At 35.1% G+C, this 15,466-nt stretch carries 12 protein-coding genes and 2 tRNA genes; 5 read left to right on the top strand and 9 right to left on the bottom strand.

Features of this window, described 5'->3' with window-relative positions; translation table 11 throughout:
- The first annotated feature begins 57 nt into the window (after positions 1-57).
- On the top strand, positions 58-573 hold the full coding sequence (locus FAF07_RS13975) for a hypothetical protein (protein WP_142785693.1): 516 nt from the start codon (positions 58-60) through the stop codon (positions 571-573).
- Between the two features lie 254 nt (positions 574-827).
- On the opposite strand, the gene FAF07_RS13970 is transcribed toward FAF07_RS13975, so the two are convergent.
- From FAF07_RS13970 to FAF07_RS13940, 7 genes are all read right to left on the bottom strand, one after another.
- Complete coding sequence (locus FAF07_RS13970; protein ID WP_142785692.1) at positions 828-1,121, bottom strand: type II toxin-antitoxin system RelE/ParE family toxin; 294 nt, start codon at positions 1,119-1,121, stop codon at positions 828-830.
- On the bottom strand, positions 1,111-1,377 hold the full coding sequence (locus FAF07_RS13965; RefSeq protein WP_142785691.1) for an addiction module protein: 267 nt from the start codon (positions 1,375-1,377) through the stop codon (positions 1,111-1,113). The genes FAF07_RS13970 and FAF07_RS13965 overlap by 11 nt, the downstream gene beginning before the upstream one ends.
- A gap of 172 nt (positions 1,378-1,549) precedes the next feature.
- Complete coding sequence (locus tag FAF07_RS13960) at positions 1,550-1,957, bottom strand: hypothetical protein (RefSeq protein WP_142785690.1); 408 nt, start codon at positions 1,955-1,957, stop codon at positions 1,550-1,552.
- Positions 1,958-2,145: 188 nt separating this feature from the next.
- The gene (locus FAF07_RS13955; RefSeq protein WP_142785689.1) at positions 2,146-3,402 is read right to left on the bottom strand and encodes a site-specific integrase; all 1,257 of its coding nucleotides are present in this window, start codon (positions 3,400-3,402) and stop codon (positions 2,146-2,148) included.
- A gap of 228 nt (positions 3,403-3,630) precedes the next feature.
- Positions 3,631-3,705, bottom strand: a tRNA-Pro gene (locus FAF07_RS13950).
- Positions 3,706-3,737: 32 nt separating this feature from the next.
- Positions 3,738-3,825, bottom strand: a tRNA-Ser gene (locus FAF07_RS13945).
- Positions 3,826-3,917: 92 nt separating this feature from the next.
- Positions 3,918-5,966 carry an HD family phosphohydrolase gene (locus tag FAF07_RS13940; RefSeq protein WP_142785688.1) on the bottom strand — a complete coding sequence of 683 codons (2,049 nt, stop codon included), beginning with the start codon at positions 5,964-5,966 and terminating at the stop codon, positions 3,918-3,920.
- Positions 5,967-6,176: 210 nt separating this feature from the next.
- On the opposite strand from FAF07_RS13940, the gene FAF07_RS13935 reads away from it, so the two are divergent.
- Together FAF07_RS13935 and FAF07_RS13930 are read left to right on the top strand one after the other, a co-directional pair.
- Complete coding sequence (locus FAF07_RS13935; RefSeq protein ID WP_142785687.1) at positions 6,177-7,355, top strand: acetyl-CoA C-acyltransferase; 1,179 nt, start codon at positions 6,177-6,179, stop codon at positions 7,353-7,355.
- A 9-nt stretch (positions 7,356-7,364) separates the two neighbouring features.
- The gene (locus tag FAF07_RS13930; protein WP_142785686.1) at positions 7,365-8,114 is read left to right on the top strand and encodes a C40 family peptidase; all 750 of its coding nucleotides are present in this window, start codon (positions 7,365-7,367) and stop codon (positions 8,112-8,114) included.
- A 47-nt stretch (positions 8,115-8,161) separates the two neighbouring features.
- On the opposite strand, the gene FAF07_RS13925 is transcribed toward FAF07_RS13930, so the two are convergent.
- Complete coding sequence (locus tag FAF07_RS13925; RefSeq protein ID WP_142785685.1) at positions 8,162-9,415, bottom strand: tetratricopeptide repeat protein; 1,254 nt, start codon at positions 9,413-9,415, stop codon at positions 8,162-8,164.
- A 16-nt stretch (positions 9,416-9,431) separates the two neighbouring features.
- Positions 9,432-11,966 (bottom strand): DNA gyrase subunit A, encoded by a 2,535-nt coding sequence (gyrA, locus tag FAF07_RS13920; RefSeq protein WP_142785684.1) that lies wholly within the window; start codon positions 11,964-11,966, stop codon positions 9,432-9,434.
- A 260-nt stretch (positions 11,967-12,226) separates the two neighbouring features.
- Between gyrA and FAF07_RS13915 the strand changes: the two genes are divergently transcribed.
- On the top strand, positions 12,227-14,776 hold the full coding sequence (locus FAF07_RS13915; RefSeq protein WP_142785683.1) for an ATP-dependent Clp protease ATP-binding subunit: 2,550 nt from the start codon (positions 12,227-12,229) through the stop codon (positions 14,774-14,776).
- 117 nt (positions 14,777-14,893) lie between these two features.
- Positions 14,894-15,460, top strand: a complete 567-nt coding sequence (locus FAF07_RS13910; RefSeq protein ID WP_142785682.1) for an RNA polymerase sigma factor — start codon at positions 14,894-14,896, stop codon at positions 15,458-15,460.
- Positions 15,461-15,466 lie beyond the last annotated feature (6 nt).

The following is a 15,466-nucleotide window of genomic DNA, read 5'->3' as shown; positions in this document are numbered from 1 at the left end:
TAGACTTCTCGGACAATACTACTCAACTTATCCATTAGTAATCTGACATTAAATAAAATGGACTTTTCTTCTTACGATTATTATCCATTTTATGAAATATTTAAATCGATTAAATTTTTAATGGCAATAACGTCCAAAAACAAAAAAGAACTTCGTGGAATTTATTATACGGTATTAATCCAATGCACTACTCTAATTGAAGGAATGAGTGGCCAGATAATTAACTCATCGATTGAACAACGATTTTATGATGTTGAGAATTTTTCAGAAAAAGACAAAGAATTCTATACGAGAATACTTTTGGATTTAGAAAAAACTATTGACAATTCTTTTTTTCGGGAATTAGGGAAAAACTGGGAATTAGTTTATAACCAAGATTTAAAAAAAGCGATTAATGAAAAAGACAGCGAATTATGGAAAAGTATAAACTTTCTTTTTCAAATTAGAAATGCAATTTCTCATGGAAATAAATTAACTATAGAATATCATCCAACAGGAAATAATAATGATTTTGAAATAGAAGTTTTGAACAAATATAAGCGAATCTATTCATTCCTTACAGAAAAAAATTAATCGAATCTGACACTTATGGAATGGTTCATTTAGTTAATAAAAAAGTAGTTGAATTTTTTATCGATGAAACAAAGAAGTTTATTAATGCTATGATTTTGTCTATTCCTAACATGAGAGATAAATCATTAGCTATTGACAAGTATCAATTCATAAAGAAACAAACACTATAGAGAACAAAGAACGTATATAATTAATATTGGTTTTGATCCTCTGGTTATTATATAAAAGCATGGGAATTAGGATAAAATAAACTATTATTTGATTTTTTTAATTGGGTCTTGATGCGTGTTGAATACCGAATACACAAAAATTTCCGATTCAGTATGCTCATAGATAATTACATATGGAAATCGTTTTAATGGTAATTCCCTAAATACAGGTTTACGTTTAATTGGAAATAATGACGTCGCCTCTTTTAAGGTTTTGAAATAGCCATCTAAGTAATTGTAAAATTCTTCGCCAAGTCCAGTTTGTTTAGATTCATACCAATCTATGGCTTCTTCAATTTCAATCTGTGCTTCAGGTTCAATGGTCAGTTTAGAAGCCATACTTCTTTTTCAACCTACTTTTAACCTCTTCCCAACTTTGCCCTTTTGTCTCTCCAGTTAGTCTTTTGTTACGACGTGCTTCAACAATTTTGTAGTGTTCTTCAGAAACGATCGATGGCGCTTCAGTTGTATTTATAGAATCAAAAATACCATCCAAAGCCATAAGTTTTGAATCATCCTGAATGAATAAATTAAACTGTTCTATTAATTTATTTCTTAATTCTAATGCGCCCATAATACTTTTATAATAACTCAAATATACGTTTTTAATACATATTATGTGTTTTAATTATACTATTTAAATATAATAACCTTAACAGATACTGGCATAAAACTAGTTGATCTCAAAAGTATTTGGCACAACAAAGCGCGGATAAAAAAAACCTACTCTTACGAGCAGGTTTCCTGTTTTAAGGTTCTGAAAAATATCAGAGTTCAAATTGAACAATCTGTTTTTCAATCTCTGACTTTCGAGTTTCCAAAGTGGTCTGTAAATGGGTTGTTACCAATTTAATCAGATTCGTATTGGTCGTTTTAAACTCCAGATTGTGTGAATCCCTGATGTGGAACGAAGCGGAATCGCCTTGGTTGTAATTGAACTTAGTCAGTTCGCTCAAGGTTTCGGTCAATCGTTCTCGCTGAGTTGCTAGTCCTTTCAGCTTTTCAAAGTTCTGGATGCGGTCATCCAAATTAACAGGTGTTTTTTGAGGCACTTCTGCTTTTTTGGGTGCAGTCGATTTTCCAATAGCTTCCTCTGTCAACTTCTTTTGTACTTCCTTTTTAACGGTTGCATTTTGTCTTTTTGCTGCTCCGTTTTGTTTTGCTTTTGTTTCCATAATAAAATGATTTTAGATTAAACAATATTTGTACAATCCAAAGTGCTAGTAAAATTTTAGCTCAAAAGGAAGTGGAATAAAAAGAGCGAGGCACGAGCCTGATTATGCCGAACTCTTTTGATGGAAACATTTTACGGGCTTACCTTGTGCCTATATTGGATTAATAAGATTGTCTCCTTAAAAGGACATCAATTTGTGGAAATCTGCTGAGACTTCTGGTTAAATGTTTTATTGTTGAGCTTCATTCTTAAATTTCTGATATCGGCACTGACTTTTTGTTCAATAACCCTAGCATAGACTTGAGTCGTTGACAATTTGGAATGCCCCAATAGTTTTGATACCGTTTCTATGGGTACACCATTTGATAGGGTTACTGTTGTTGCAAAGGTATGTCGGGCGGAATGGAAGCTGATGTTCTTGCTTATTTCAAATTGAGCCGTTATTTCTTTTAAATAAGCATTTGTTTTTTGGTTACTAAATACTGGTAGTAGTTTTGAGTTGTGCTCTACACCATTATCATACTTTTTGATGATGTCCAGTGCTTTATCCAGTAATGGGATTTTAACAGGCTGTGCGGTCTTTTCCCGTTGGGTAAAGATCCAATAATCGCCATCGATACCCCTAACGATGTTATGGTCTGTAAGTGACCTCACATCGGTATAGGATAGTCCTGTATAGCATGAAAACACAAAGACATCCCTTACATTTATATGATGCGCTTCTTTTAATATACCTGCTTCAAATATTTGAAGTTCTGTTTCCGATAGGTATTCACGTTGGTACTTCGTGAATTTAAGTTTGAAACGTACAAAAGGGTCTTTCTCTATCCATTCCAATTGAAGTGACAAATTCATTAATTTTTTTAGGCGTTCCAGATGTTTCATCACGCCGTTGTTGTGCAAAGGTTGTCCCTTGTTGATTGATGGCCCTTTTCTTAGGTACTGCTCAAAATCAATGATAAAACTATAGGATAATTGTTTTAAATAGATATCACTGGACTTTATCTTTGCCTTTAGAAATCGTTTTATGTACCGCTCTGTGGAATAATAGTTCTTCAACGTGCCATGTTTTAGCACGGTTTTCATAGTGGCATTATGGTAGTCCACGAGTTCCAATAAAGTCTTTTGGTTCTCGTCCTCTCCTAAATACCTGGCCTTTATAGCTCTTGATGTTATAAGCTTGAACTCTGACAATAATTGTTTTTGGCAGCCCAAGAGGTTAGCGTACACCTGGTCCAGATAGGCATTAAGGGCTGGGGCATTTGGGGTTCTCGGTTTGGCCCTTTTGGTTTTGGGGTCCCAAGAGGTAACCGATTGGTAACGTTTTAAACTGATTTCTGCACGTTTTCCGTTGACCGTAACACGGGCATAAACGGGTGCAATACCGTTCTTTCTTTTGGCTGTGTTCAACCAAAAATGGATACTGAATGTCTTTGAAGTTTGCATGTACTCTCGCTTTAGATGAATATTCGATTTGTTTACGAAAGTCAAATCGTTGCGAAAGTAAATTGTTATTGGATTACCAATGTAGTGAAAAATCTGGTAATTTTTTAGGTAACCGAATAGGTAACCTACCAATTGATATTAAAGCTAATCTTTTGATGTCAAAAAATATGAAAATCATTGATTATCATAAGATTAGCTATTTTTTGGTATCGTTTGATACCGTAAATGTCGGGGTGGCAGGATTCGAACCTGCGACCTCCGCGTCCCAAACGCGGCGCGATAACCGGGCTACGCTACACCCCGAATTGGTTATCTAAACTTCCAAAGGAAATTTGCGGAGAGACAGGGATTCGAACCCTGGGTACCCTTTTGGGGTACGACGATTTAGCAAACCGTTCCTTTCGGCCACTCAGGCACCTCTCCATTCTATTAAGAACTAATACAATAAATTGCGGATGCAAATTTAGTATATACTCTTTTAGAACACAACTATTTTATTTGTTTTTTTATAAAAATTATTCAGGATATTCGATGCGCAGGTGGTAAATATTTGCAAGCTTGAGCTTTAGTACTTTTTTAATGGATTGTATCTCTCTAAAGGTTATGTCGGCATTTAAAAATTGCCCCTCTTCTATTTGCTTATCAATAATATTTTCAACAAAAGCATCAATCTTAGTTGACGTAGGTTCTTTCAAACTTTTAGAAGCCGCTTCTACACTATCACACATCATTAAAATAGCAGTTTCTTTACTAAAAGGTTTTGGTCCAGGATAGGTAAAATCATCTTTATCTACTTCATTAAAATCCTTTTTCTCTTGTTGATAAAAATAATAGACCAGACTAGTACCATGATGGGTTCTTATAAAATCAATCACTCTATCTGGTAAGTTATTCTTTTTAGCAATCTCAATACCATCAATGACGTGCTCAATAATTATTTTTGCACTTTCCTTTGACGATAATTCATCATGAGGGTTAATCCCTGTGGACTGATTTTCGGTAAAATAAGTAGGGTTTACCATTTTTCCAATATCATGATAAAGCGCTCCTACCCTAATCAACATAGCGTTTGCTCCTATTTCATTTGCTGAAGCTTCAGCAAGATTAGCCACATTGAGTGAATGATGAAATGTTCCGGGAGCTTTATTAGATAGTTCTTTAAGAAGTTTAGTATTGGTGTCTGACAATTCCAATAAAGAGACATCAGAAACTAATCCGAAAATTTTTTCATAAGCATATATTAAAGGCTGAACAAATAATGTCGCAAGTCCGCAGAGAATAAACCAAATAAATGTCTCCCATTCCAATGTTTCTATTGTTCCTTCATGAATGACGAAAAATGCAAAATATGCTATTATATAGATCAAAGTGATTTGACCAACTGAAATAAAAAGATTGGCTCGTTTGTAAAGTTCTGAAACTGTCAATATGGTTACTATTCCGGCTATAATTTGTAGAAACATGTATTCATAGCTATTTGGCACAATAAACCCTAACAGCAATACGGTTATTACATGTGCAAAGAGCCCTAATCTAGCATCGAAAAATGCTTTAAATATCAAAGGCAGGATGCATATAGGTACTACATAAATGTATTTAGCATTGTAATTAATGACCAGCGTAGTAATGAAGATCATCAAGAATATATTGAAAAATATAAATGTGACTTTCGTATTATTTTCAAACACAGTTAATCTATATTTCCTTAAAAACAGCAGTAGCATGAGTAATGCCAATGCCACTAAAATTGTGTAAGCCACAACTACCCAATAATAGCTGGTTTCATTCCAAACTTGTGTTTCAAATTCAGATTGAAGGGATTTTAATACTAAGAATTTTTCTGCATCAACAACTTCTCCCTTAGCAACAACTAAAGTTTCCTTTTCAATATTCCCTCTGGCATATGAAATTTTATCAAGCTCCTCTTTTAAAAAACTATCAGTTATAGCCTTGTCGAAAGTTAAATTAGGCTCAATGATATCAAAAAATAGAGCGGTCATATCTGTACTATAGTCCATTAAATCATTTTCAACCAAAACACTTTCTATTATAGACTTGACATCACCCTGCTTTACTAAATTAAAATACAAGGCCTCTTCTTTTTCAACACGATCTTCAAGAATAGCCACACGGCGTTCTTTAGAGAATTCATAATTTTCATCTAAAACTCCATATTCATATAAATCGTCGATTATTTTTTCTCCATGCCTCAATAGTAATCTGTAATGACCGTTAGAAATAGTATCTGAAATGGCATTTTCAAATTTCTCCTCATAGCGCTCTTTAACTTTTCCAGCAATGGATGCGTCTATATTAAAGTATAATAAGGAGTTATCAGAAATAGCTTGTCTTTCTTTCTTTAGTTCTTCATCAGATTTTTTAATAGCAAAGTCGAAAGGCGCATATAGGTTTTCCGATTGCCACGGTTTCCCTTTTTCAAAATTATATTTAAACTTGCCACTTTTCGGAAATAGATAAACAATAAGTACGGTGGTAAAGATGAAAAGTAATGCCTTGTATATTAAGGAGTGATTTCGATATAAATTGTTTACAAGGTCTCTCATTGGTGTTTCTAATTGGAAAATAATATAAAGAATAGTTAAAAGAACTTATTGTGGCCATTCTAAAAACGGAAGATAGTTCATCTTAACATATTTCTTAAGAATTCAAATGTAGCAAATTCTATAAATTATCAGTCTATTATAACAAATCAAAGCTATAATTTGTGTTAAAAAATGATTATTTTCGTGGCACTAAACTAAACTTGAATTAAAATGAATAAAGAAGTCGTTATTGTATCTGCAGCTAGAACGCCCATTGGCAGTTTTATGGGTGCTTTATCTACAGTTACCGCCCCACAACTTGGTTCTATTGCCATTAAGGGCGCTCTAAATAAGATTAATTTAAAACCTGAATTAGTTGAAGAAGTCATAATGGGTAATGTCGTGCAAGCAGGAACGGGACAAGCTCCAGCAAGACAGGCAGCCATATATGCAGGAATTCCTAATACGGTGCCTTGTACAACAATTAACAAGGTGTGTGCTTCTGGTATGAAAGCGGTAATGCAGGCGGCGCAAGCTATTGCACTTGGTGATGCCAACATTATTGTGGCTGGTGGTATGGAAAATATGAGCCTTATTCCGCATTATTTATATGCAAGAACTGGTACTAAATTTGGACCAACCTCACTTATTGACGGGATGCAAAAAGATGGCTTGGTTGATGCTTATGATCAAAATGCCATGGGCGTATGTGCAGATGCCTGTGCGACCAAATATGAGTTTTCAAGGAAAGATCAAGATAATTATGCAATACAGTCGTACAAGCGATCTGCTGAAGCTTGGGGAGCTGGAAAATTTGATAATGAAATAGTTTCTGTTGAAGTTCCTCAAAGGCGAGGAGAACCTATTGTAGTTAGTAAAGATGAGGAATTCACCAATGTTAAAATGGAGAAAATCCCTCAGTTACGTCCGGCATTTTCAAAAGACGGAACCGTGACTGCCGCCAATGCATCAACCATAAATGACGGTGCAGGCGCTATGGTATTAATGAGTAAACAGACCTGTGATGAATTAGGTTTAACAGCGTTAGCAACCATTAAAAGCTATGCTGATGCTGCACATGAACCAGAATGGTTTACTACTGCTCCAGCAAAAGCACTACCAAAAGCTTTAGACAAAGCAGGTTTGACATTAGACGAAGTTGATTTCTTCGAGTTTAACGAAGCATTCGCTGTTGTTGGTTTGGCAAATATGAAAATTTTAGGCCTTGATGACAAGAACGTTAATCTCAATGGAGGTGCCGTATCACTTGGTCATCCACTAGGATGTTCTGGTGTTCGGATTTTGATTACGTTGCTTAATGTTTTAGAGCAAAATAATGCACGCATTGGCGCTGCGGCTATTTGCAATGGCGGTGGTGGTGCCTCTGCAATGGTTATTGAAAGAAATTAAACAAACTTGATGCAATACGGCGTTTGTAATTTAAGTATTATTCCTTTAAGAAGTGAAGCCACCGATGTTAGCGAATTGGTATCGCAAGTGCTTTATGGTGAAATTTTTAAGGTTATTGAACAGCGTAAGCAGTGGAGTAAAATTAGATTAGAGTTCGACGCCTATGAAGGTTGGATTGATATTAAACAGTATTTAGAAATTTCTAAAGAAGACTATACGCATATAAAGCATCAAGATTTAAAATTGTCAACAGATCTGGTGGAATTCATCCAAGCAAAAAACAATGCACTTTATCCTATTGTTCTGGGATCCTCTCTAAACTGCCTGTCTATTCTTGGGCATTCTTTTGATGGTGATTTTACAAAGACTTTAAATTCTAAAAGCAATATTATTAATACCGCTTTTTTATACTTAAATGTCCCTTATTTATGGGGAGGAAAAACACCTTTTGGGATCGATTGTTCCGGTTTTACCCAAATGGTTTATAAATTGAATGGATTCAGAATTATGCGAGATGCTTCTCAACAGGCTACCCAAGGTGAAGCGCTTAGTTTTATTGAAGAAAGTGAACCTGGAGATTTAGCCTTTTTTGATAATAGTGAGGGTGTTATCGTTCACGTTGGCATTATCATGGACAACAACTATATTATTCATGCCCATGGTAAGGTTAGAATAGATATGTTAGACCATTCTGGAATATATAACGTGGACACTAAAATGCACACCCATAAGCTACGGGTTATTAAAAAGATAGTATAAAAAAAGCCACTTTAAGCGGCTTTTTTTATACTATCTTTTATCAGCTTTTACTCCTCTCCCTTTAGGGCATCTACCCTAACCTTCATGGCTTTATACTTATCTGTTTCACCAAGAATACTATAAATATTCATCAATGTCGTAGCTGCACTAAAATTATTAGCATCTATTTCTAAAGCTTTAGTTAAATATGGTACGGCTTCTTTATATAAATCTTGACGTGCATCTTTCAATTCATCATAGCGTTTATTATCTGCTGCAGAACTCCCTAAATTATTCATTTCTTCAATCATTGGTTGCTCTTTACCTAAAATGAGTGCCGATATGTTTATGTAAGCATTAACATAGTCAGGATCCAATTCTATGGCTTTTTTGTAATACGCCATTGATTCTTCCAATTGCTCAGATTCAGAAGCTATTACACCCAAATTATATTGTAATTCTGGATTCATTGGATCTTTTTCAGTGGCCATTTCCAGAAGCGACTTAAACTCTTCCTTATTACCCATTTTATAATGAACATTTGCCTCAGAAAGAATCAAATTAACATCATCTGGACTTTCTGCACGAGCATCTTTCATTGCTGTTAATGCTTTCTCGTTATCACCTTGAGAAACATATATAAGCGCGATATTTTTCACTATCTCAGGCTTATAAGAATCGGACATACGCTCCACAGGTTTAATGTGAGATTTTGCTTTTACTGAAAGATCTCTCATATTCTTATCATTAAACGATTCTTCTTCTTGAGTTTCAACATTTGTTGCAAAATATTGCATTTCAATACCGGTATAACCCAAGTCTTTCAATTCTTCGTATAGTTTTAACGCTCTATCATACTCTTGAACACTTACCGCTGTAGAAGCAGCATAGTATAAAAATAAAGTATCTGACTCTTTTGCTCTGTACGCTCTTTCAAAATATTTTGAAGCCACAGAGAAATCTTTACTTTCATATGATGCATTTCCTTTAGTTAGAAAATTCCCAACCATGGTTCTTTTCAACTCTGCAACCTCAGAGCTATATTCGCCCTTCGCTTTATCCAGCATTTCCAAAGCCATGTCAACCTCGTCATTACTACCAGCGCCGTTAGCATACAATGCCTGTGCTTTTAAATAATAGAATTTAGATTTTAATTTATCATCCATAGAACCCATCATAGCTTCCGCTTGATTTAAGGATGCTTTTGCTTCAGAATAGTTACTCGATTTGATTGCTTTTTCGGCTGTCTTTAATTCTTTTTTTTGCGCGAATGAAAATGCACTTATAGAAAGTGCTACAGCTATAATTAATTGTTTTTTCATTTTAAAAGTATTTAGTTTAATTGTCTATATTGTTATCGTCTTCTGTTATATCAAGAGTTGTGCCATCATCTGAACCATCAATGATTTCGGCATTTTCATCTACAACCTCGTCTTCATCATGCATTACCTTGGCAACGGCAGCGATAGAATCATTTCCTTTTAGGTTAATTAATTTAACGCCTTGCGTGGCTCTACCCATAACCCTTAAATCTTCAACAGCCATGCGTATCGCTATTCCAGATTTATTGATAATCATTAAATCATCATCATCCGTCACATTTTTAATGGATACTAAGTTACCCGTTTTTTCTGTAATTGAAATTGTTTTCACACCTTTCCCGCCACGATTGGTAATTCTATAATCCTCTAAACTAGAGCGTTTTCCATAACCATTTTCAGAGACCACAAGAATATTGCTTTCCATATCGTCAACGGCAATCATACCAATGACTTCGTCTTTGTCGTTTGCCAATTTAATACCTCGTACGCCAGAAGCACCACGACCCATTGGTCTGGTTTTAGCTTCTTCAAAACGAATGGCTTTACCAGATTTAAGTGCCAACATAACTTGGCTTTCTCCCGTGGTTAATTTAGCTTCTAAAAGCATGTCATCTTCCTTAATGGTAATGGCATTTATTCCATTAGTTCTAGGTCGCGAATATTGCTCTAAAGAGGTTTTTTTGACCTGACCTTTTTTGGTAGCCATTATGACATAATGACTGTTAATATAGTCTTCGTCCTTTAAATCTTGTGTGCATATAAATGCTTTAACGGTGTCATCCTGTTCAATATTGATTAAATTCTGAATCGCTCTTCCTTTTGAGGTTTTACTACCTTCCGGAATCTCATAAACCCGCATCCAGAAACATTTACCTTTTTGGGTAAAGAATAACATGTATTGGTGATTGGTACCCACAAATAGATGCTCTAAGAAATCTTCATTACGTGTTGTTGAAGCTTTTTGGCCAACGCCACCTCTATTTTGCGTTTTGTATTCTGTAAGTGATGTACGTTTAATATAACCCGCGTGAGAAATGGTAATCACCACTTTTTCATCAGGAATCATATCTTCAATACTCAAATCTCCACCTGCGTATTCAATGACTGAACGGCGCTCATCTCCATACTTATCTCTTACAACTTCTAATTCGCCTTTTATGATATCCATTCGACGTTCTTTTTTGTCAAGAATATCCTTAAGATCGATAATCGTTTTCATGATCTCGTCATACTCAGAACGTAATTTATCTTGCTCTAAACCGGTTAATTGACGCAAACGCATCTCAACTATGGCCTTGGCTTGAATCTCGGATAATTTAAAACGTTCAATTAAATTAGTTCGAGCTTCATCGGCATTTGAAGACGCTCTAATTATTTTAATAACCTCGTCTATATTATCTGAAGCAATAATTAATCCTTCTAAAATATGAGCGCGTTCCTCCGCTTTTCGCAGTTCGTATGTCGTACGTCTTACTACAACTTCATGTCTGTGCTCTACAAAATAATGAATCAATTCCTTTAGATTCAACATTTGAGGACGCCCATTAACTAATGCAATGTTATTTACACTAAATGAGGACTGTAACGCTGTGTACTTAAATAATTTATTTAATACAATGTTTGGTATTGCATCACGTTTTAGAACATATACAATTCGCATTCCATTTCTATCGGATTCATCACGAATTGTAGAAATGCCTTCTAGCTTTTTATCATTAACCAAGTCAGCAGTTTTCTTAATCATGTCTGCTTTATTAACCTGATAAGGAATCTCTGTAACAATGACACATTCCCGACCTGCTACCTCTTCAATATTCGCCTTAGCACGCATAACGATACGGCCACGACCTGTATGAAAAGCTTCTTTAACACCGTCGTAACCATAAATGGTTCCACCTGTAGGGAAATCTGGAGCTTTAACGTGTTTGATTAATTCATCAATATCGATATCGTTATTATTAATATAGGCTATAGTTCCATCAACCACTTCCGTTAAATTATGTGGCGGCATATTGGTGGCCATACCTACAGCAATACCTGAGGCGCCATTAACTAAAAGTCCGGGAATTCGTGTTGGCAACACTGTTGGTTCTTGCAGTGTATCATCAAAATTTAATTTATGATCGACCGTTTCTTTATCAATATCTGCAAGCATATCTTCCGATATTTTTTGCATACGCGCTTCTGTATAACGCATAGCCGCAGGACTATCTCCATCAACCGAACCAAAGTTTCCTTGGCCATCTACCAACATATACCGCAAGCTCCATTCTTGAGCCATACGCACCATAGCGTCATAAACCGAAGTATCACCATGAGGGTGATACTTCCCTAAAACTTCTCCAACTATTCTTGCCGATTTTTTGTGTGCTGAATTTGCTCTAACACCCAACTCATGCATGCCATAAAGCACACGTCTGTGTACTGGTTTTAAACCATCTCTTACATCTGGTAAAGCACGTGACACAATGACCGACATTGAATAATCAATGTAAGCCGATTTCATCTCATCTTCAATGTTAATAGGGATCAATTTTTCTCCTTCTGCCATATAAAATATTATTAAGTTTTTACAAGTATTTCAAAACGTGCTAATATAAGAATTTCATGAGCAAGGGCAGGTGATTTCATCGATGATTTTCAGATTTTTTATTAACAATTTCAAGTCTGTTTTTAGTTAATAAGTATGACGTTTAAAACTTTGATTTTATTAAGATTTTTTCGTCAATTAGCATCTTATACATAAATTAAGGTACAGTTTTTGCCTTTGGTAAAATGTTTTAGTATTTTTAATGCAGAAAGAAAAATAATATGGATGATAATTTTTCACCTAGAGTAAAGGATGTAATCGCTTATAGCAAAGAAGAAGCATTGCGTTTGGGCCATGATTTTATTGGTACCGAACATTTAATGCTTGGACTGTTACGCGATGGTAATGGTAAGGCGATAAATATATTAAATGCCCTTGATATTGATCTCAATCATTTAAGACGAAAAGTAGAAATATTAAGCCCTGCAAACCCAAATATAACCGTAACATCTAATCAGAAAAAGAATTTGCATCTCACTAGGCAAGCAGAGCGCGCGCTTAAAACAACTTTTTTGGAGGCGAAATTATTTCAGAGCACATCCATTAATACGGCACATTTATTACTGTGCATTCTAAGGAATGAGAACGACCCAACTACCAAGCTTTTAAATAAGCTAAAAGTAGATTATGACAATGTTAAAGAACAATTTAAATTTATGATTACAAACGATAGCAATTATATAGAACCAAAGGCTGAATCTTTTCAAGATGACGATTCCAATCCGGAGGACGAAAGCACTAAGGACAGTATTTTTAGTACGCCCACGGGCAAATCTAACAAAAAGTCCAAGACACCTGTTTTAGATAATTTTGGTCGTGATTTAACAGCTTTGGCAGAGGAAGGTAAACTTGATCCTGTGGTAGGACGAGAAAAAGAAATTCAGCGCGTATCACAAATTTTAAGTAGAAGAAAGAAAAACAATCCGCTTTTAATCGGGGAACCAGGTGTTGGTAAATCGGCGATTGCAGAAGGTTTAGCGCTTAGAATTATAAAACGTAAAGTATCGCGAACCCTATTTAACAAACGTGTAGTTACACTTGATTTAGCAAGTTTGGTTGCAGGAACAAAATACAGAGGTCAGTTTGAAGAACGCATGAAAGCCGTTATGAACGAACTGGAAAAGAATGACGATGTGATTCTTTTTATAGATGAGATTCATACCATTGTTGGTGCTGGCGGTGCCACTGGAAGTTTAGATGCCTCCAACATGTTTAAACCCGCATTGGCAAGAGGCGAAATTCAATGTATTGGTGCCACAACTTTAGACGAGTACAGACAATATATAGAAAAAGATGGTGCTTTAGAACGTCGTTTTCAGAAGGTGATAGTCGAACCAACTACTGTTGAAGAAACCATCGAAATTCTTAATAATATTAAAGAAAAATACGAAGAACATCACAATGTAGATTATACTGATGCAGCCATTAAGGCCTGTGTGACATTGACCAATAGATATATGACCGAGCGCTTCTTACCGGACAAAGCGATTGATGCTCTAGATGAAGCTGGGTCGCGTGTACATATTACCAATATTGAAGTGCCAAAACAAATTCTTGAATTAGAGAAAGAGTTAGAAGATGTCAAGGAAACTAAAAATTCGGTTGTAAGAAAACAAAAATACGAGGAGGCTGCCAAACTTAGAGATGACGAAAAACGCATTGAAAAAGAATTGTCTACCGCTCAAGAAAAATGGGAAGAAGATACCAAACAACACCGCGAAACGGTTACAGAAGATAATGTAGCAGATGTGGTGTCTATGATGACCGGAATTCCGGTAAATAGAATTGCGCAAACAGAGATTAATAAATTAGCCGAATTACCGAACCTTATTAAAGGCAAAGTTATTGGACAGGACGAAGCCGTAGCAAAAGTGGTTAAAGCCATTCAACGTAATCGTGCTGGTCTTAAAGATCCAAATAAACCCATTGGTTCATTTATATTTTTGGGACAAACTGGGGTTGGTAAAACACAGTTAGCGAAAGTGTTATCTCGTGAGCTGTTTGATAGTGATGATTCACTGATTAGAATTGACATGAGCGAATACATGGAAAAATTCGCTATTTCCAGATTAATTGGAGCACCTCCAGGATACGTTGGTTATGAAGAAGGCGGACAATTAACAGAGAAAGTAAGAAGAAAACCTTATGCCGTTATTCTTTTAGATGAAATTGAAAAAGCACATCCCGATGTATTTAATATGCTCCTTCAAGTTCTAGATGATGGCTACTTAACCGACAGTTTAGGAAGGAAAATTGATTTTAGAAACACCATCATTATTATGACTTCAAATATTGGAGCCCGTAAGTTGAAGGATTTTGGTTCAGGTATCGGTTTTGGCACAGCGTCGCAAAAGGCACAAGAAGATGCCAATGCCAGAAGCGTCATTGAAAATGCGCTTAAAAAATCGTTTGCTCCTGAATTTTTAAATAGAATTGATGATGTGATTGTGTTTAATCCTTTAGAGAAAGAAGATATAAATCAAATTATCGATATTGAATTGGATAAGTTACTGACTAGAATTAAAGACTTAGGTTATATTCTAAAATTAAGCAAGAGCGCTAAGGACTATATTGCCGATAAAGGTTTTGATAAACAGTACGGAGCAAGACCTCTTAAAAGAGCCATTCAGAAATATGTTGAAGATGCTCTGGCAGAAGAGATTATTACGTCTCAAGTAACTGAAGGCGATCAAATCAATATTGATTTAGATAAAAAAACCCAGGAATTAAATATCACTATTGATAAAGCTGAAAAGCCCACAGAATCCTAAGTTGATATAGAATACGTATTAAATTAAATCCTACTTTCAATGTGAACGTAGGATTTTTTTTTTGAAAACTGTAACAAATAAAAGAAGTTATCCTCTTTACTATAACCAATTGTTTTATTGAAACCAACCCAACTAAATATTGAGCAATTAATTACACTTTGTATTTCTGGAAATGAGTCGGCACAATTAGAGATTTATAACAGATATTACAATGCTATGTACAATGCCTCTTTCAGAATTGTAAAAAACAGTTTTGAAGCAGAAGACATTATGCAAGACTCTTTTTTAGTCGCATTTACTAAACTTGAAACCTTAAAAGACCCTCGTATTTTCGGGTCTTGGTTAAAGCGAATTGTTATTAATAATAGTATTCATCATTATCATAAAATAAGTAAAAGTGATGAAGTACCAATTGACGGCATTTTGTATAAAATTGAATCAGATACATCAACACATGAAAGTGACGAACATTGTAGTTACAAGGCCAAACAGGTGTTAGATACGATGCAACAATTAAAGGACAATTATAGGATGGCATTAACACTAAACCTTATAGAAGGCTATGATTATGAAGAAATAAGTGAGATTTTAAACATCTCGTATGCGAATTGCAGAACGATTATTTCAAGAGCAAAAGAGCAATTAAGACAGAAATTTGCAACAGTTTACGAAACCAAAAATTGAACGACA

Source organism: Changchengzhania lutea, assembly GCF_006974145.1.
Classification (GTDB): Bacteria; Bacteroidota; Bacteroidia; order Flavobacteriales; family Flavobacteriaceae; genus Changchengzhania; species Changchengzhania lutea.
Note: the sequence above shows the minus strand (reverse complement) of the source record. Positions and strands in the feature narration are given on the sequence as shown.